Source organism: Kosakonia cowanii JCM 10956 = DSM 18146 (genome assembly GCF_001975225.1).
Classification (GTDB): domain Bacteria; phylum Pseudomonadota; class Gammaproteobacteria; order Enterobacterales; family Enterobacteriaceae; genus Kosakonia; species Kosakonia cowanii.
Genome location: NZ_CP019445.1, coordinates 3400130 through 3418490 on the forward strand (window position 1 = coordinate 3400130; position 18361 = coordinate 3418490).

At 59.1% G+C, this 18361-nt stretch carries 16 protein-coding genes; 12 read left to right on the plus strand and 4 right to left on the minus strand.

The window, feature by feature from the left end:
- The first annotated feature begins 226 nt into the window (after positions 1-226).
- The 4 genes from BWI95_RS16060 to pptA are packed head-to-tail and all read left to right on the plus strand — an operon-like array spanning position 227 to position 2710.
- Complete coding sequence (locus BWI95_RS16060) at positions 227-1240, plus strand: LacI family DNA-binding transcriptional regulator (RefSeq protein WP_076769821.1); 1014 nt, start codon at positions 227-229, stop codon at positions 1238-1240.
- 4 nt (positions 1241-1244) lie between these two features.
- Complete coding sequence (locus tag BWI95_RS16065) at positions 1245-1772, plus strand: shikimate kinase (protein ID WP_054803981.1); 528 nt, start codon at positions 1245-1247, stop codon at positions 1770-1772.
- Positions 1773-1805: 33 nt separating this feature from the next.
- Complete coding sequence (locus BWI95_RS16070) at positions 1806-2426, plus strand: glutathione S-transferase family protein (RefSeq protein ID WP_054803980.1); 621 nt, start codon at positions 1806-1808, stop codon at positions 2424-2426.
- Between the two features lie 53 nt (positions 2427-2479).
- Positions 2480-2710 carry a tautomerase PptA gene (pptA, locus tag BWI95_RS16075; RefSeq protein ID WP_023478779.1) on the plus strand — a complete coding sequence of 77 codons (231 nt, stop codon included), beginning with the start codon at positions 2480-2482 and terminating at the stop codon, positions 2708-2710.
- Between the two features lie 18 nt (positions 2711-2728).
- Here pptA and BWI95_RS16080 read toward each other — a convergent pair whose 3' ends face one another.
- Positions 2729-3301: a flavin reductase family protein gene (locus BWI95_RS16080; RefSeq protein ID WP_054803991.1), complete on the minus strand. Its 573-nt coding sequence runs from the start codon at positions 3299-3301 to the stop codon at positions 2729-2731.
- A 28-nt stretch (positions 3302-3329) separates the two neighbouring features.
- Positions 3330-5108: a diguanylate cyclase gene (locus BWI95_RS16085; protein ID WP_076769822.1), complete on the minus strand. Its 1779-nt coding sequence runs from the start codon at positions 5106-5108 to the stop codon at positions 3330-3332.
- A gap of 231 nt (positions 5109-5339) precedes the next feature.
- Between BWI95_RS16085 and BWI95_RS16090 the strand changes: the two genes are divergently transcribed.
- The 4 genes from BWI95_RS16090 (at position 5340) to BWI95_RS16105 (ending at position 9621) form a co-directional block, all read left to right on the plus strand.
- The gene (locus BWI95_RS16090) at positions 5340-6041 is read left to right on the plus strand and encodes an ABC transporter ATP-binding protein (protein WP_054803979.1); all 702 of its coding nucleotides are present in this window, start codon (positions 5340-5342) and stop codon (positions 6039-6041) included.
- Complete coding sequence (locus BWI95_RS16095) at positions 6038-7006, plus strand: ABC transporter substrate-binding protein (protein ID WP_054803978.1); 969 nt, start codon at positions 6038-6040, stop codon at positions 7004-7006. The genes BWI95_RS16090 and BWI95_RS16095 overlap by 4 nt, the downstream gene beginning before the upstream one ends.
- A gap of 41 nt (positions 7007-7047) precedes the next feature.
- Positions 7048-8703, plus strand: coding sequence for an ABC transporter permease (locus BWI95_RS16100; RefSeq protein ID WP_076769823.1), 1656 nt, complete (start codon positions 7048-7050; stop codon positions 8701-8703).
- 75 nt (positions 8704-8778) lie between these two features.
- The gene (locus tag BWI95_RS16105) at positions 8779-9621 is read left to right on the plus strand and encodes an arylamine N-acetyltransferase (RefSeq protein WP_054803977.1); all 843 of its coding nucleotides are present in this window, start codon (positions 8779-8781) and stop codon (positions 9619-9621) included.
- On the opposite strand, the gene BWI95_RS16110 is transcribed toward BWI95_RS16105, so the two are convergent.
- Positions 9618-10193 (minus strand): TetR family transcriptional regulator, encoded by a 576-nt coding sequence (locus BWI95_RS16110; protein WP_054803976.1) that lies wholly within the window; start codon positions 10191-10193, stop codon positions 9618-9620. The two genes, BWI95_RS16105 and BWI95_RS16110, sit on opposite strands and share 4 nt — an antisense overlap.
- A gap of 119 nt (positions 10194-10312) precedes the next feature.
- Between BWI95_RS16110 and BWI95_RS16115 the strand changes: the two genes are divergently transcribed.
- The 4 genes from BWI95_RS16115 (at position 10313) to fdnI (ending at position 16725) form a co-directional block, all read left to right on the plus strand.
- A complete protein-coding gene (locus tag BWI95_RS16115; RefSeq protein WP_054803975.1) occupies positions 10313-11800 on the plus strand; it encodes a SmvA family efflux MFS transporter in 1488 nt (495 codons plus the stop codon).
- 331 nt (positions 11801-12131) lie between these two features.
- Positions 12132-15179: a formate dehydrogenase-N subunit alpha gene (gene fdnG / locus BWI95_RS16125; RefSeq protein WP_156884916.1), complete on the plus strand. Its 3048-nt coding sequence runs from the start codon at positions 12132-12134 to the stop codon at positions 15177-15179.
- 12 nt (positions 15180-15191) lie between these two features.
- Positions 15192-16076, plus strand: coding sequence for a formate dehydrogenase subunit beta (gene fdxH, locus BWI95_RS16130; protein WP_076769825.1), 885 nt, complete (start codon positions 15192-15194; stop codon positions 16074-16076).
- On the plus strand, positions 16069-16725 hold the full coding sequence (fdnI, locus tag BWI95_RS16135) for a formate dehydrogenase-N subunit gamma (protein WP_076769826.1): 657 nt from the start codon (positions 16069-16071) through the stop codon (positions 16723-16725). The genes fdxH and fdnI overlap by 8 nt, the downstream gene beginning before the upstream one ends.
- A gap of 365 nt (positions 16726-17090) precedes the next feature.
- On the opposite strand, the gene BWI95_RS16140 is transcribed toward fdnI, so the two are convergent.
- Positions 17091-18275, minus strand: a complete 1185-nt coding sequence (locus BWI95_RS16140) for an MFS transporter (protein WP_076769827.1) — start codon at positions 18273-18275, stop codon at positions 17091-17093.
- Positions 18276-18361 lie beyond the last annotated feature (86 nt).

Genomic DNA, 18361 nt, shown 5'->3' on the forward strand with positions numbered 1-18361 from the left:
TTGTACAAAAAGTGAAAATGCGATCGGCTGCAAAAATGTCTGTCAGGAGGGTATCAGCTAAGCGGTAACTGGTGTGTTATTTAATGTTAGCGCTAACATTTTTTAAGCAAAACGGTGAGGTAATGCACTGATTTAAAAGTGAACAGAGGTATTGATTGGAGTTATAGTTATACTACAAAATATAACGTAGCCAATGCTAACGCCTCTGCGGGCTCTGTGAGTGAAGATGGCAAGACCTTCTCGTGCTGTTATCTCCCGCGCGCCGACGCTGGATGACGTCGCCCGCGCCGCCGGGCTCTCCTCCATGACCGTCAGTCGGGCGCTTAACACACCGGACCAGGTACGGTCGGAAACCGTGAAAAAGGTGCTCGCCGCCGTCAAAGCGACGGGCTACATTCCCAACGCGTTGGCCGGTGGGCTGGCCTCACGGCGCAGCAAACTGATTGCCGTGCTGGTGCCCCACCTCAACGATCCGCTGTTTGCCGATACGCTTCAGGCAATGGGTGAAACGCTCTCGCAACGCGGTTATCAGATGCTGCTGTGCAGCGCCGGTTACACGCCGCAAACGGAAACCGAGCTGGTATCGACCCTGATGTCGCGCCGCCCGGACGGCATTATGCTCACCGGCATCCACCACGCTAATGACCTGAAAAAGATCATCTTCAACGCCAGCGTGCCGGTGGTGGAGACGTGGGATATCACGCCAACGCCCATCGACATGCTGGTCGGCTTCTCCCATGAGAAAGCGGGCCTGGCGACGGCAGAGTATCTGCTCGGCAAAGGATACCGGCGGCCGGGGCTGTTATGGACGACAGAGAGAACGGCTGCGCAGCGTAAAAACGGGCTGTACGAAGGGCTGGCGCGACACGGCATTACCGACGCACCTTATGTTGAGTCGCAACTGCCTGCCCGCTTTGCTGATGGTCGGGCGGGGGCAGCGCAGCTGCTGGAAACAACAGAACTAGATGTGATTATCTGCGGCTCCGACATCCTTGCGCAGGGGGCGATTAGCGAGCTTCAGGCGCGCGGGCTGCGCGTGCCGCAGGATGTGGCGGTAATGGGCTTTGGCGATCTCGATTTTGCCGCAGCAAATGTGCCCGCCATCACCACGGTTGCTCTTGATCGTTACGCTATCGGCGCGCGGGCGGCGACACTGCTGGCTAATCGCATCGAGGGACGTAGCGACGGCGAGCAGATTATCGATATTGGCTTTCACCTGACTGAGCGGGAATCGGCGTAAAAAGATGAGAATCAACATTATTGGCACCAGCGGCAGCGGCAAATCGACGCTGGGTAAGCGTCTCGCGCGCCAGCTTGACGTCCCTTATATCGATATGGACACCCTCTACTGGCGGCCCAACTGGCAGGGGACACCGGACGAAGAGCTCTACGCGAAACTCGAGCAGCTCCTGCAACAGCCGGGCTGGGTGCTGGACGGCAACTATAACCGTAGCCGCGACATCAAATGGCGCAACGTCGATCTGATTATCTGGATCGATTACGGCTTCTGGCGCACCCTGCGCCAGGCGGTATTGCGGGCGATAAAACGCGCGTCGCACAAACAGGAGCTGTGGCCCGGCACCGGCAACTGCGAAAGTTTTCGCCGCTCCTTCCTGAGCCGCGAGTCGATCATTCTCTGGACCATCAAGACCTGGCGCAGCAACCGCGAGCGTTACGCGCGTGATATGGCCGATCCGCGCTATCAGCACCTGCGCTTTGTGCGCCTGACCTCGCCACCGCAGGCTGACGAATTTCTCGCCACTCTGACCTAAGCTTAAGCCTCTTGTGACGTGCGAGGTAACCCTATGATCACCGTTTATGGCGTACCCGGCTTTGGATCGGCCATCAGCGAAGCGATGCTTACGCTGGCTGATATCCCTTATCAGTTTCACGATGTTAAAGGCTTTGACCAGCCCGGCCCGCAGCAGGAGATGCTGCGCAAGCTCAACCCGCTCTGCCAGGTGCCTACGCTGCAACTGGAAGATGGCAGTGTGATGACCGAATCCGCTGCCGTGGCGCTGATGATCCTCGACAGTCGTCCTGATTTGGCTCCGCCAGAAGGGACGTCGGAGCGCCAGCAGTTCTGGCGGCTGCTGATATGGCTGGTGGCGAATGTCTACCCGACCTTTACCTATGCTGATTACCCGGAGCGCTGGGCGCCGGACGCGGCGGAGCAGTTGAAAGAGAGCTGCATCGCTTATCGCAAAACCCTCTATCTGTGGCTGGAGAGCCAGCTGCAAGCCGCCCCTTACGCCTTCGGTGAACTGCTTACGCTGCTGGACATCTATCTCTGCGTAATGCGGAGCTGGGGGCCACGGCAGGCGTGGTTTGCCAGCAACACGCCGAAGATGAATGCCATTGCCGATGCCGTCTGCGCGTTGCCAAAACTAGAGGCGGTGCTGCGGCGCAACGACATTATCGGCTAGCGCACGTTGCCCGCTGTGTTATCGTCATTTTTTATTAAAAAAAGGAGCAGACCATGCCGCATATCGATATCAAATGTTTCCCCCGCGATCTGAACGATGAGCAGAAGAGTGCGCTGGCGGCGGATATCACCGAGGTGATTATTCGCCATCTCAACAGCAAAGAGAGTTCCATCAGCGTGGCGCTCACCGAGATCGCCCCGGAAGAGTGGCAGGTGAACGCCTGGGATAAAGAGATTGCGCCGCAGATGGAAAAGCTGATTAAAAAGCCCGGCTACAGTATGTAACGGCTGGCCGGGCAGGCCTTACTGCCCGGCAATCATCCTTTTGCCACTGGCGACAAAGGTACCGCCGCCGAGATGGTGGATAGTGTTCAACTGATCATCATCAAACTGCCAGCGCCCCTGCACAAAAGCGCGCTCATCGGCGGCGGCAGAGACCACTTCGCCAAACAGCGTGTCATATTTCTCCTGCGCGGCGGTCGGCTGCAGCAGGCGACACTCCATCCACGCCAGACACTTCTCTTCCACCACCGGCAGGCCCAGCACCGGCCCGGCAATCGCCGGAATGCCATAACAGTTGAACTTATCCTCATCGCGCCCGGTAATGCTGCCCACGGCGTAGGTCCAGTTGGCGGCGGCAACGCCGGGAATGACAATGCCGAACATACCGCTGCGCTCAATCAGCTCGCGCGACCAGGTGCTTTTATCGACCACGATGGCGATGCGCGGCGGTGAAAACTCGACCGGCATCGACCAGGCGGCGCTCATCACATTGCGGCGGTCGATCTGCTCATCGCGGCTGGTGATCATCACGGTCGGGCCGTGGTTTAACAGGCGGCTGGCGTGCTCTAACGCCACCGGACGAAAATGGCTCATAACCTCTCCTTTAGCAAAATTTCCGCAACTACCCGGCGTGGCGGGCAACCACAATCTGCCCGCGGCCTTGCTCCTTCGCCATATAGAGCGCGAGGTCGGCGGCACGCACCAGGTTATCAGCCCTGGCGTGGCGCGGCCAGGTGGCGAGACCGATGGAGACCGACACCGGGCCGATATCCTGCGACTCGTAACGCATCGGGTGTTTAAGTATGGTATTTAGCAGCCGCTCGGCGAGCATTTTCGCTTCCGTTTCGCTCTTCCCCGGCAGGATCAGCAAAAACTCCTCGCCGCCGTAGCGGAAGGCGACGCCGCACTCGCCGAGCGTGTCGGTAATAATGCGCGACAGCTCGCGCAGCACTTTATCGCCTGCGTCATGTCCGTGCAGGTCGTTGAGTTTTTTGAAGTAGTCGACATCCAGCATCAGGCAGCTCAGCAGCGTATTGTCGACCATCGCCTGATCGATCATATTGCGCAGCGTCTCTTCAAGGCTGTGGCGGTTACGCAGGCCGGTCAGGGAATCATAGGTCGCTTTTTCGGTGAGCGTATCGCGCAGCATCTGGTTGGCTAACGCCAGCGCGAGGGTTTCCGCCAGCAATTCAAGATAGATATAGGGCGGCTCTTTGCCCGGCGTGTAGTTATCAAAGGTCAGCAGGCCGATACTTTTGTTCTGGGCATTCAGCGGCACGCAGATAGCCCGGGCGGCGATCTCGGGCACGATGTGATCGCAGGGCATATCAACGTCACCGTTACCGGGGCTGTGCAGCTGGCCGCGCTTCAGCGCCCAGCAGCTGTCCGGCGCGAAAGGGGAATCTTCACCGGGCGGCAGCGCCCAGCGGGCGACACACTTCATGCGATTAGCGTTGCTGTCCAGCAGATAGAGCCGCGCGCCCATATCGGGAATGATTTGCGGCGCAAAACGGCTCACCACCCGCACAATCGCCTGCAAAGAGTCGCACCCCTGCAAGCGCTGGGTCATGCGCGCCAGCAGGGTGCGCGTCGCCCATTCGGCATCGCGCTCCAGCTCGAGGCGCTGGCGGGCCAGCCCGTTCTCACGAAAAATGCGGATTGCCTGCGCCATATCGCCAATCTCATCGACCTGCGCCAGCACCGGCGCCTCGACGTTGTAATCCTGCGTCGCCAGCCGGTTCACCACGTCGCTCAGCGTTACCACCGGGCGCAGGATGCGGTGTTTAATAATAAAACCGAGCACAAACAGAAACAGCAGGGCGGTCAGGCCGACCATGATCTCAGAGAGGGTGCGCAGGCGCAGGGAGAGGTCAGTGGCGTTCGCAATAGCGCTTTGCGTGCGCTGATCGATCAGGCTGCGAAAGTGCGCGAAGCGATATTCGGTTTCTGAAAGGCGCTCTTCATAGCTGGTGCTAAAGAGCAGGTTCATCGCCTCATCGGTCTTTCCCGCCTCAACGTCGCTGATGGCGATCCGCTGCTCATCTTCCAGTTGATCGAGGGTTGAGAGACCGTCGCGCAGAATAAGCAACTCCTCATCGGAGGCACCATTATCCCGCAGCGCGGCGAGATGATTCTCCAGATCAATATCCTGTTCCGCGCGGGTCTTCCAGCTCTGGAGGATTTCCGGCTGTTTTTTGATCACCGCTTCGCGCACCAGCTCGCTTAACGCCCAGGCCTCTTTTTCCAGCGCATCGGTAAGGGTGTCGAAGAGGCGGCTTTGCGTCACCGCCTCGCGCTCATTGTGTTCCGCGCTGGAGGCCAGAAATAGCGCGACGCCGGAGCTGAGCGTTAACACCACCGTGGCGATATAGGCAAAATTGGTTATCGTGGCGATCCGCACGGGCATCCCTTTTAGGTTAAAAACAGCGTTCTTTTCAGTGTAGACATTCCTTAAAAATCAAGGCGCCATATAAGTGTCATTTCACCGTCACACTCCCTGCCTATAGTCAGCCGCAATCAAATCCCAAAGAGGATAACAAGATGTTTGCTCCCCTGACTTCTGCTCAGGTGGATGCGCCCTGCGGATGCAGACCGCGGGTTTCGCACGGCTTCCTGAAACAGGAGGGCGTCGATGAGCGCATTCACTGACATCCGGCTGCAAGGCGTTTCGTACGCTTTCGGCGCGCACACCGTTCTCAATCGAATCGACTTAGCCATCCCCGCGGGCACCATCGTCGCGCTGCTCGGCCCCTCCGGCTGCGGCAAAAGTACGCTGCTGCGCCTGCTGGCGGGGTTGGCGCAACCGGCCGGTGGCGACATCTGGTTTGGCGATCGCTGTGTGGCGAAGGCGGGCTGGTCGTTGCCGCCCGAAGCGCGCGACATCGGCATGGTGTTCCAGGATTACGCGCTGTGGCCGCACATGAGCGTGGCGCAAAACGTCGCCTTTCCGCTGAAGATGCGCGCTGTGCCGCGCGGCGAGCGTGACGCACGAGTAATGCAGGCGCTGACGCGCGTCGGGCTGGCGGATTTCGCCGAGCGCAAACCCGCCGGGCTCTCTGGCGGCCAGCAGCAGCGCGTTGCGCTGGCGCGGGCCATTGTCGCCGAGCCGGGCGTGCTGCTGTTTGATGAGCCGCTCTCCAATCTCGATACCGCGCTGCGCGAAGCGTTGTGCCATGAGATGGCGCGCCTGTTGCGCCAGCTTGGCACCACCGCCGTCTATGTCACACACGATCGCCGTGAAGCAGAGCTGCTCGCCGACCGCATTGTTCATCTCGCCTCTGGCGAGGTGGAGTCTGTTCGCACCGTTACGTCAACCTCAGGGGAATCTGCATGAAAGGTTTACTGTCTGTGAAAAAAGGAGTCGCCCTCGCTATGGCGCTGTCATCGATGATCATCTCCAGCGCGCATGCGCTGACGGTTTACACCGCCGGGCCGGGATCGCTGGCGAAAAACCTCGCCAGCGGCTTCGAGCAGCAGAGCGGGGTAAAAGTGAATATCTTCCAGGCCACCACCGGCAAAGTGATGGCGCGCCTGGAGGCGGAGCAGGCCAATCCGCAGGCGGATATTTTGATCTCCGCCTCGTGGGAAACGGCAGAGGATCTGCATAAGCGCGGCTGGCTGCTGCCGTTTACCAGCGCTAATGCCGAAAAAGTGCCGGAGACGCTGAAAAGTGCGGACTATGTGGCGCAGGGCATTTCGGCGCTTGGCATTGTCTGGAACAGCAAAAGCGGCACGCCGGAGCCGAAAGAGTGGCGCGATCTCACCGCGCCTGCGTTCAAGGATAAAGTCACCACGCCCGACCCGGCGCTCTCCGGCGCATCGCTCGATCTGCTGATCGGGCTGCAAAATGGCATGGGCAATAACGCCTGGCAGCTTTTTGACGCTCTGAAAAAGAACGGCATGGTGGTGAGCGGGCCGAACGCGCAGGCGGTGACGCCGGTGATGCAGGGGGCAAAAGCGGCAGTCTTCGGCGCGGTGGATTACGTCACCTATGGCAATATCGCGCAGGGCGAATCGCTGAAGGTCATTTTCCCGGCCAGCGGCACGGTGATTGCGCCGCGCCCGATGATGATCCTCAAATCTACCCAGCATGAGCAGGAGGCGAAAGCCTTTATCGACTATGTGCTGTCACCGGAAGGGCAGAAAATGGTCGCCGACGCCTGGCTGATGCCTGCCCGTACCGATGTTGCCGCTAAACGTCCGCTGTTAAGCGAGCTGAAACTGCTGCCGACTCAGAGCGACACCGGCAGTGAGCGCGGCGAGATCCTCAAGCGCTTCAACACGCTGTTTGCCCAGTAAAACCCACTGCGGGGGCAACCCCGCTTTCAGGATCCCTTGCCGTGAATCAGACCGTTATCGCCCGGATAACCACGGCGCTGCTGGTGATACTGGTGGCGCTGCCGTTACTCTTTATTGTGTTACAGGCACTCTTTCCCCACTTCAGCGCAGGCTCGCTGCGCGACCCCTTTTCGGCGATCCCGCACCTGCTCGCCGAGCCGCAGCTGCCGGCGATGTTCAGCGGCACGCTGCAAATCGCCTTTGGTGTGGCGCTGCTTAGCGCTTTGATTGGCCTGCCGTTGGGCGTCGCGCGTGGGCTGTTCGATCTGCCGTGCCCGAAGCTGTGGGATCTGCTGTTTCTGATCCCGTTTCTGACGCCGCCCTACATTGCCGCACTGTCGTGGATGCTGGTGCTGCAAACCCAGGGCTACCTGATGCAGCTCACCGGGCTGGATCTCAATAATCTGCTGTTCAGCAAAAGCGGCATTGTGCTGGTGATGACGCTCAATATCTTCCCGGTGATCTATTTCGCCGTCTCGCGCAGCCTGCTTGCCAGCGGTCAGCGGCTGGCGCTGGTCGCGCGGGTGCATGGCGCCACACCGTGGCGGGCGTTTTACCACATCACTTTGCCGCTGCTGTCACCCGCATTGGCGGCGGGGATGCTGCTGGCCTTCACGCTGGCGATTGAGGAGTATGGCGTGCCGGCGGCGCTGGGCACCCGCTCCGGGGTGGTGATGCTGACGGTCGGCATCGAGGAAAAGCTCGCCGACTGGCCGATCGATCTGCCCGGCGCTTCGCTGCTGTCGCTGATGCTGATTGCGGTTGCGCTCGGCGGCTGGGCGCTGCAACGCAAACTGACCGGCGGCACCGATGTCACCAGCGTCTCCGGCAAACCCGCCGCGCACGTTGGCGCGAAACTGGGACTGTTTACCGCACCAGTGGTGGCGGTGATGGCGATGATCGGTTTTATCGCGGTGGTGTTGCCGGGGCTGTCGATGGCGGTGACCGGTTTTAGCGCCACACTTTCTGGCGGGCTGGCGTGGGACAATCTCACAGGCGCTCACTTTGCGGCACTCTTTGCCCAGCGCGGTGATGCGCTGCCTGCGCTCGGCACCAGCGTTTCCCTCGCGTTTGCGGCGGCGCTAATTACCGGCCTGCTCGGGTTATGCGCCGCGTGGCTGGTGGTGATGCAGAGGATAAAAGGGCGCGCGCTTATCGATGCGCTGTCGCTTATGCCCGCCGCGCTGCCGGGGGTGGTGGTCGGGGTCGGGTTGATCCTGCTGTGGAACCGCGCGTTCTGGCCGGTTTCACCCTATAACACGTGGGCGATTTTGCTGCTCTCCTACTGCTGTTTGTTACTGCCCTGGCCGGTGCGCTACATCGGCAGCGCCATGCGCCAGCTGGGCGGTAACCTTGAACCGGCTGCGCGGGTGCATGGTGCCAGCGCGTTTCAGGCGCTGCGCTTTATTGTGCTGCCGCTGATTTTCCCGGCGATGCTCGCCTCGATGTTAATGGTTTTCGCCATCGCCTCACGCGAACTGGTCACCTCGCTGCTGCTGTCGCCTGCGGGCACGCAAACCGTGGCGGTCTTTATCTGGCGGCAGTTTGAGCAGGGTTCGGTGGGTCAGGGGATGGCGATGGCGACCCTGACGCTGATTACCGGGCTGGGCTTGATGCTGACGGCGCTGGCCATCATGCAGCGCAGCACAAAGGGATAAAGTGAGGGCACGAAAACGCCAGTGGCGGAAAAAATATGGGTTATAACCAAAGGACATCACACGCAAGGAGCCTGTATGACCCCGTTTTTAAGCGCTTATCTGGATCGCATCGACTGGCATCACACGCCGGATGCCACCCTTGAAACCTTACGCGCCGTGCATCTGCACCATAACGCCGCGATCCCGTTCGAAAACATCGACGTGGTGTTGCCGCGTGAAATCGATCTCAGCGATGAGGCGATTTTCGCCAAGCTGGTCGTCGGCAGGCGCGGCGGCTACTGTTTTGAGCAGAACGGCCTTTTTGAACGCGCGCTGCGCGAGATGGGGTTTGAGGTGCGCAGCCTGCTGGCGCGCGTACTGCTCGCCAACCCGGAGCAGATGCCGCCGCGCACCCATCGCCTGCTGCTGGTGCAGCTCAACGGGGAGCCGTGGATCGCCGATGTCGGCTTCGGTGGTCAGAGCCTGACGGCGCCAATCCGCCTGCAGGAGGAGATTGAGCAAGCGACGCCGCACGGTCTATATCGCTTGTTGCGCGCGGGTGAAAACTGGCAGTTGCAGTTCCGCCATCATGAGCACTGGCAGACGATGTATCAGTTTGAGATGGGGGAGCAGTACCAGGCGGATTACGTACTGGGCAACTTCCACTCCGCACACTGGCCGACTTCCCATTTTCGTCACCATCTGTTGATGTGCCGCCATCTGCCGGACGGCGGTAAAATGACCCTCACCAACTTCCACTTTACCCACTGGCAGCAGGGCAAAGTGGTGGAGGAGACGCATCTGCCCGATGTTGCCGCGCTGTATGAGACGCTACAGCAGCGCTTCGGGCTGGGGGTGAGCGATGCGCAGTCGGGCTTTACCCTGCAACAGCTGCAAACCGTGATGGACGGCTTTGATCTGCAAAGCGGCAAGCGCTAGCAGAGCTCTTTCTCAATCATCCGTGCCAGATGGCGTTTGAAGGCTGATTCATCGACATCTGGCATGCCGAGGATGCAAATCCCGTCCATGCCGCAGACCATCGCAATCAGCCGCCAGGCGATATCCGCCGCCGGATCATGCAGGGTAAATTCGCCTGCCGCCACGCCCTGTTCGATAAGCCTGACGACTTTGACGTGCCACATCTCCATGGTCAGCAGATAGGCGCCTTTGATTTCCGGATCTTTACTCGCCAGCAGCAGCGCTTCGCGCCACAGATGAATATAGGGCTCCAGCCCGCCTTCATCGCTGCCGAGCATGGCAAATAGCTGCTCGCGCCACGGCGCGGTTTCCGGCACCAGTTCAACCTCCAGCAGTTCATCGATCAGCCGAATAAAGGCCTGCGATTTGAGTTCGTTTGACGAGATGAAATGGTGGTGCACCTGGCCCGTGGCCACCCCGGCTTCACTGGCGATGCGGCGAACCGTCATCGCGGAAAAGCCCTCCGCCAGCGCGACACGCATGGCGGCCTGCAGGATCACTTCCCGGCGATCGTCCCGATTTAAATAGCTCATGAAATATTTTCCCCTTAAAACGTGCCGCGGAGTGTAACAAAAAGCTGGACATGTGTTCAACAATCCGTAGGATCGCATTTCTGGACAGGCGTCCAGAACGGATAAAAGAGGAAGAAGTTATGTTTCGTCAGTGGTTAACGTTGGTCATCATTGTGCTGGTTTATATTCCGGTGGCGATTGATGCGACGGTGCTGCATGTTGCCGCGCCGACGCTCAGCACCGCGCTGGATGCCAGCGGGAATGAGCTGCTCTGGATCATCGATATCTATTCGCTGGTGATGGCAGGGATGGTGCTGCCGATGGGCGCGCTGGGCGACAAAATCGGCTTTAAGCGCCTGCTGCTGATTGGCAGCGGTTTGTTCGGCGGCGCGTCGCTGCTGGCGGCATTTGCTCCCACCGCAGGCTGGCTGATTGCCACCCGTGCGCTGCTCGCCGTCGGCGCGGCGATGATTGTGCCCGCGACGCTTGCCGGGATCCGCACCACCTTTTCTCAGGCGCACCATCGCAACACCGCGCTCGGCGTCTGGGCGGCAATTGGCTCCGGCGGTGCGGCATTTGGCCCGCTGATTGGCGGTATGTTGCTTGAGCACTTTTACTGGGGCTCGGTATTTCTCATCAACGTGCCGATTGTGCTGGTGGTGATGGCGCTTACCGCCCGGTATGTCCCGCGCCAGCAGGGGCGTGCCGATCAGCCGCTGCATCTTAACCAGGCGCTGGCGCTGATTGCCGCCATCCTGTTGCTGGTGTGGAGTGCGAAAACCGCCATGAAAGGGACGCTGCCGCTGTGGCTGGTGGCCAGCACGCTGCTGATTGGCGGCCTGTTACTGACCGGTTTTGTGCGCATCCAGTTGGCGGCGAGCCGGCCGATGATCGACATGCGGCTCTTTACGCACCGTGTGATCCTCAGCGGCGCGCTGATGGCAATTATGGCCATGGTGACGCTGGTGGGCTTCGAGCTGCTGATGGCGCAGGAGCTGCAATTTGTGCACGGCTTTACGCCTTTTGCCGCCGGGGTATTTATGCTGCCGGTGATGATTGCCAGCGGCTTTAGTGGCCCGATTGCCGGGGTGCTGGTCTCAAAACTGGGGCTGCGTTACGTGGCGGCAGGCGGGATGGCGCTCAGTGCAATCAGCTTCTTTGGGCTGTCGCTGACCAACTTCTCGACCCAGCCGGTGCAGGCGGCGGTGCTGATGGCGCTGCTCGGCTTTAGCGCCGCCAGCGCGCTGCTGGCCTCGACGGCGGCCATTATGGCTGCTGCGCCGAAGGAGAAAGCGGCGGCGGCAGGGGCGATTGAAACCATGTCCTATGAGCTGGGCGCGGGTCTGGGAATTGCGGTCTTCGGCCTGATTTTAAGCCGCACATTCTCCGCAACCATCCACCTGCCACAGCAGCTGAGCGCCGAGGCGGCGGCACAGGCCTCATCGTCCATCGGCGAAGCGTTCCGGCTGGCGCGTGAGTCCGATCCGGCGCTGGCAGAGGGGATTATTGCCGCAGCGAAAACGGCATTTACCCACTCGCACAGCGTCGCGCTCAGCACCGCCAGCATGCTGTTAGTGGTTCTGGCAATAGGGATGTGGTTTAGCCTCGCACGCGTTGAGAAAAGCTGATCCCATCATCGCAACAGGGCGCTCTGCCAGCAGTAAAAGCGCGGGGCGCCCATTCTCCTTTTTCCCCGAAATTGTTTCACCTTTCTTTGCCTGACGCCTGACGCCTGACGCCTGACGCCTGACGCCTGACGCCTGACGCCTGACACGGCTGCGAAATCGTCGTTTTCCTCAGCACGACGGGATCTGCGCTACCTCTTAGGAGGCACTAAAACGCAACGGCAGCGACTATTAGGTGTCAAGCACCCGGCGTTATTGATTTACCGCAATTAATTCATCCCGTGAAATGTTTAGTTTCCCCGCCGCAAGCGAAGATTGATTATTGAGGAAAGCAATGAACGTCAACCGCAGACAGTTTTTCCGTATCTGCGCGGGCGGGATGGCAGGAACCACAGCCGCTGTTTTAGGGTTCGCCCCGAAGATGGCGCTGGCTCAGACGCGAAATTATAAATTACTGCGCGCAAAAGAGACTCGAAACTCCTGTACGTACTGTTCCGTGGGTTGCGGGCTATTAATGTATAGCCTCGGCGATGGCGCAAAGAACGCCAAAGAAGCGATTTATCATATCGAAGGGGACCCGGATCATCCGGTCAGCCGGGGCGCGCTCTGCCCGAAAGGGGCGGGGCTGCTCGATTATGTCCACAGTGAAAACCGCCTGCGTTACCCTGAATACCGCGCGCCGGGCTCCAGTAAATGGCAGCGCATCAGCTGGGATGAAGCCTTTAACCGTATCGCCCGCCTGATGAAAGCGGATCGCGATGCGCACTTTGTCGAAACCAACGACGCCGGGGTGAAGGTTAACCGCTGGCTCTCCACCGGCATGCTGTGTGCCTCGGCGGCAAGCAATGAAACGGGCATGCTGACGCAAAAATTTGTGCGCTCTCTCGGCATGCTGGCGGTAGATAACCAGGCGCGCGTCTGACACGGACCAACGGTAGCAAGTCTTGCTCCAACATTTGGTCGCGGTGCGATGACCAACCACTGGGTTGATATCAAAAACGCCAACGTGGTGATGGTAATGGGCGGCAACGCCGCTGAAGCCCACCCGGTCGGTTTCCGCTGGGCAATGGAAGCCAAAAACAACAATGACGCGACGCTTATCGTTGTCGACCCGCGCTTTACGCGTACGGCGTCGGTGGCGGATATCTATGCGCCGATCCGCTCCGGGACGGATATCACCTTCCTCTCCGGCGTGCTGCGCTATCTGATCGAAAACAATAAGATCAACGCGGAATACGTCAGGCACTACACCAACGCCAGCCTGCTGGTGCGGGATGACTTCGCCTTCGAAGAGGGTTTGTTCAGCGGCTACGATGCTGAAAAACGGCAGTACGACAAAACGACGTGGAACTACCAGTTTGATGACAACGGCTATGCGAAACGTGATGAGACGCTGACCCATCCGCGCTGTGTCTGGAACCTGCTCAAACAGCATGTCGATCGCTACACCCCGGAAACGGTGGAGAATATCTGCGGTACGCCAAAAGCGGACTTCCTGAAGGTGTGCGAGGTGCTCGCGTCGACCAGCGCCGTAGACAGAACCACGACGTTCCTCTACGCGTTGGGCTGGACGCAGCATACGGTCGGTGCGCAGAACATCCGCACCATGGCGATGATCCAGCTGCTGCTCGGCAATATGGGCATGGCCGGCGGTGGGGTTAACGCCCTGCGTGGTCACTCCAATATTCAGGGGCTGACGGATCTGGGGCTGCTCTCGACCAGCCTGCCGGGTTACCTGACGCTGCCGTCGGAAAAACAGACCGATCTGCAACAGTACCTGGCGGCGAACACGCCGAAAGCGATGCTGCCCGATCAGGTGAACTACTGGAGCAACTATCCGAAGTTCTTCGTCAGCCTGATGAAATCGTTCTATGGCGATGCGGCGCAAAAAGAGAACGACTGGGGCTTCGACTGGCTGCCGAAGTGGGATCAATCCTACGACGTCATCAAATATTTCAACATGATGGCGAAGGGTGAAGTGACCGGCTACATCTGCCAGGGCTTTAACCCGGTGGCCTCGTTCCCGGATAAGAACACGGTTGTCAGCACCCTGAGCAAGCTGAAGTACATGGTGGTGATCGATCCGCTGGTCACCGAGACCTCCAGCTTCTGGCAGAACCACGGCGAGATGAACGACGTTGACCCGTCGGCCATTGCGACGGAAGTGTTCCGTCTGCCCTCCACCTGTTTTGCCGAGGAGGATGGTTCGATTGCCAACTCCGGGCGCTGGCTGCAGTGGCACTGGAAAGGGCAGGATGCGCCGGGCGAAGCGCTTAACGACGGCGAGATCCTGGCGGGTATTTACCACCGGATGCGCGAAATGTACCGCACTGAAGGGGGCAAAGGTGCAGAACCGCTGCTTAATATGTCCTGGCACTACAGCCAGCCGCATAACCCGCACTCCGAAGAGGTCGCAAAAGAGAACAACGGCTACGCGCTGGAAGATCTCTATGACACCAATGGTCAACTTCTGGCGAAGAGAGGCCAGTTGCTGAATAGCTTTGCGCTGCTGCGTGATGATGGCTCCACCGCCTCGTCGTGCTGGATCTATGCGGGCAGTTGGACCGAGCAGGGCAACCAGATGGCAAACCGTGATAACGCCGACCCGTCGGGGCTGGGCAATACGCTCGGCTGGGCCTGGGCGTGGCCGATGAACCGCCGGGTGCTCTATAACCGCGCGTCGGCGGATTTCATGGGTAAACCCTGGGATGCGAAACGGATGCTGATCCAGTGGAACGGTGCAAAGTGGGTCGGGAATGACATTCCGGACTACAACACCGCGCCGCCGGGAAGCAATACCGGGCCGTTTATCATGCAGCAGGAAGGGATGGGGCGTCTGTTTGCGCTCAATAAACTTGCCGAAGGGCCGTTCCCGGAGCACTACGAACCGGTGGAGACGCCGCTCGGCACCAACCCGCTGCATCCGAACGTGATCTCCAGCCCGGTGGTGCGTATTTACGCAGAGGATGTGAAGCGTATGGGGAAAAAAGAGCACTTCCCTTATGTCGGCACTACCTATCGTCTGACGGAGCACTTCCACACCTGGACCAAGCACGCGCGGCTTAACGCCATTGCCCAGCCGGAGCAGTTTGTTGAAATCAGCGAAACGCTGGCCGCAGCAAAAGGCATCCACAATGGCGATCGCGTTAAGGTCAGCAGCCAGCGCGGTTTCATTCGCGCGGTGGCGGTGGTCACGCGGCGTCTGCAAACCCTGCAGGTGCACGGTCAGCAGGTTGAGACCGTGGGTATTCCACTGCACTGGGGCTTTGAAGGCGTGGCGCAGAAGGGGTATATCGCCAACACCCTGACGCCTAACGTCGGCGATGCGAACTCGCAAACGCCGGAATATAAAGCGTTTTTGGTCAATATAGAGAAGGCGTAAGGGCGCGACATTATGGCTATGGAAACTCAGGACATTATTAAACGCTCTGCGACCAACCCCGTCACGCCGCCGCCAAAGGCGCGTGACTATAAAGCGGAGGTTGCCAAACTTATCGATGTCTCCACCTGTGTGGGCTGCAAAGCCTGCCAGGTGGCCTGCTCGGAGTGGAATGATATCCGCGACGAAGTGGGGCACTGCGTCGGGGTCTATGACAACCCTGCCGATCTCAGTGCCAAATCCTGGACGGTGATGCGCTTTAGCGAAACCGAGCAGAACGGCAAGCTGGAGTGGCTGATCCGCAAAGATGGCTGCATGCACTGCGCGGAGCCGGGCTGCCTGAAGGCGTGCCCCTCTGCCGGCGCAATCATTCAGTACGCGAACGGTATCGTCGACTTCCAGCAGGAGAACTGCATCGGCTGCGGCTACTGCATCGCCGGGTGTCCATTTAATGTCCCGCGCCTCAGTAAAGAGGATAACCGGGTCTATAAATGTACGCTCTGCGTCGATCGCGTCAGCGTCGGCCAGGAGCCCGCCTGCGTGAAGACCTGCCCGACTGGCGCTATTCATTTCGGCACCAAAAGGGAGATGCTGGAGCTTGGCGAGCAGCGCGTTGAGAAGCTGAAAGCGCGCGGTTACAGCAATGCGGGTATCTACAATCCGCAGGGCGTGGGCGGCACCCATGTGATGTATGTGCTGCATCATGCCGATAAGCCAGCGCTCTATCACGAGCTGCCCAACGATCCGCATATCGACACGGCGGTCGGGCTGTGGAAAGGGGTATTGAAACCGCTGTCGGCGGCGGGCTTCCTTGCCACGTTCACCGGGCTGATTTACCACTACATTGGCATCGGCCCCAATAAAGAGGTGGATGACGAAGAGGACGATCATCATGAGTAAGTCGAAAATGATTGTGCGGACTAAATTTATCGACCGCGCCTGTCACTGGACGGTGGTGATCTGCTTCTTTCTGGTGGCGCTCTCCGGCATCTCCTTCTTCTTTCCGACGCTGCAGTGGCTGACGGAGACCTTCGGCACACCGCAGATGGGGCGCATTCTGCATCCCTTCTTCGGTGTGGTGATCTTCCTGGCGCTGATGTTTATGTTCGTGCGCTTCGTGCATCACAACATCCCGGACAAGAAGGACTGGCCGTGGGTGAAAAATATCGTTGAGGTACTGAAGGGCAACGAGCACAAAGTGGCGAAGGTCGGCAAGTACAATGCCGGGCAGAAGATGATGTTCTGGACCATTATGAGCATGATGACCGTACTGCTGGTGACCGGTGTGGTGATCTGGCGACCCTATTTTGCCCACTGCTTTCCGATACAGGTCATTCGTTACAGCCTGCTGCTGCACGCGACCTCGGCGATTATTTTGATCCACGCCATCCTGATCCATATGTATATGGCTTTCTGGGTCAAAGGCTCGATCAAAGGCATGATCGAGGGAAAAGTGAGCCGCCGCTGGGCGATGAAGCACCATCCGCGCTGGTATCGCGACGTCGAACGTCTCGAAGCGAAAAAAGAGAGTACGGAAGGCATTAAGTAATTCGCTAACCGCTCCGGCAGCCCGTCCGGAGCGGTTTTTTAGCTGCACCTGATTACGCTCTATTCCTTCGTTGCTACGTGTCTCAACGCAACGTAATCTTCGCTTTTCCTCATCCATTCCCATCATCTCCTCCCTGGTTTTGTGCAGCGAAAATTAGCAATCCGCCATCATGCAAACAACGTCCTTTCTTCAGGCTTATGCAGAAATTGCGAGGTCGCTTCCTGAATAAAGCAACGCCATGCAAACGGTGAAAATCTTTGCGAGGCATCTTCCAGAATCCTGCATTCCCTTTGGTTTTCCTGGTGACGGCGCGCGGCGTTATGACGATGATGGCGCCCGGCGAAGAGCGTGCCGGGCGCTTTTTGTTATGGGTGTGACGCTGCGCTACGCAAGGCCAGCCTCCTCTGCAACAGCGGCACCAGCAGAGGAAAGAGAAGGGCGCTGAGGGCGCAAACTATCAGTAATGGTTTAAGGGCGTCGAGGGTTAGCGCCCTGGCAGAGAGCAGCCACGAAGAGAGTGAAAATGCGGCGGTGGTGGCGAGGTGCATCAGCGCCGTTTGCAAGGAGCCAAATCCTGCACGTTGCGCATTATCCGGGAACTGCAGGGTGAGCACCGATGAGGAGACCAGGCGGCTATAGGCCCCTGAGAGAAACAGCAGCATAAAAAGCCAGGCATTAGAGCAGTGCAGCGCGGGAATCAGCAGGCTGGCAACGAACAGGGCGCTGGAGGTCAGCGCCAGCGCCTGGGCGGTATAGCGTTGCGTCAGCAGACCGGTAAACCGGGTCGCGAGATACCCGGCGATGCCACCGGCAAAAAAGAGCCAGGCAAGCTCCGTGACCGTTGCGCCAAGCAGCTGCATCAGCGGCACCAGTACAGGAATGAGCAGCATTGGGCTGAACTGCACCAGCGCATTACCGGCGGCGAAGAGCAGCGTTTGCGCATCAAGGGTGATCTTCTGCCGTGAGCCTGAGCCGCCCTGCTGGGCGGGAATTACGCACACAATCAGCACCAGCGCCACAAGGCAGCAGGCGCTGATTGAGAGCAGTGAGGTTTTCCATCCCCAGCGGGAGCAGATAAACAGCACCGCTGGCATACCGACAATGCTGATCATGGAAAACGCGGCGATCACCGTCGACACCATCTTGCCGCGTAGCTGTGCTGGCGCGGCGTTGATCAGCAGGCTGGTTGCCACCCCCATAGTCGTGCCGCCGACCAGCCCGGCAAAAAAGCGCAGCGCCAGCAGCACGCCAAAGTGGGTAGTAAGTGTCGTCATGAGAGTCAATATGCACAGCAGCGCCATATTGCCGATTAAAAAACGCTGCTGATTGATTGCGCCGATAAAGTAGAACGCGATCACTCCGGAGAACATCGCGGCGAAGGTGTAGGCAGCAGAGACATAGCCGGAGAAGGCGAGCGGCACTGCAAAGGACGGGGCCATAAAGGCGAATATTGGATTGAAGGCCATATATTCCAGCGCATTAGCGAACTGGATAAAGGCGATAACGATGGCCATGCTGGTAAGCGTCCGGGAGGCGTTTTGTTGTGACATAAGCAACGAGTAAACCTGTAAAAAAGAGGAGCAGGCACTCTAATACCTGGCAGTTTTGAGAATAAGACGGTAAAAGTGACCGTCAT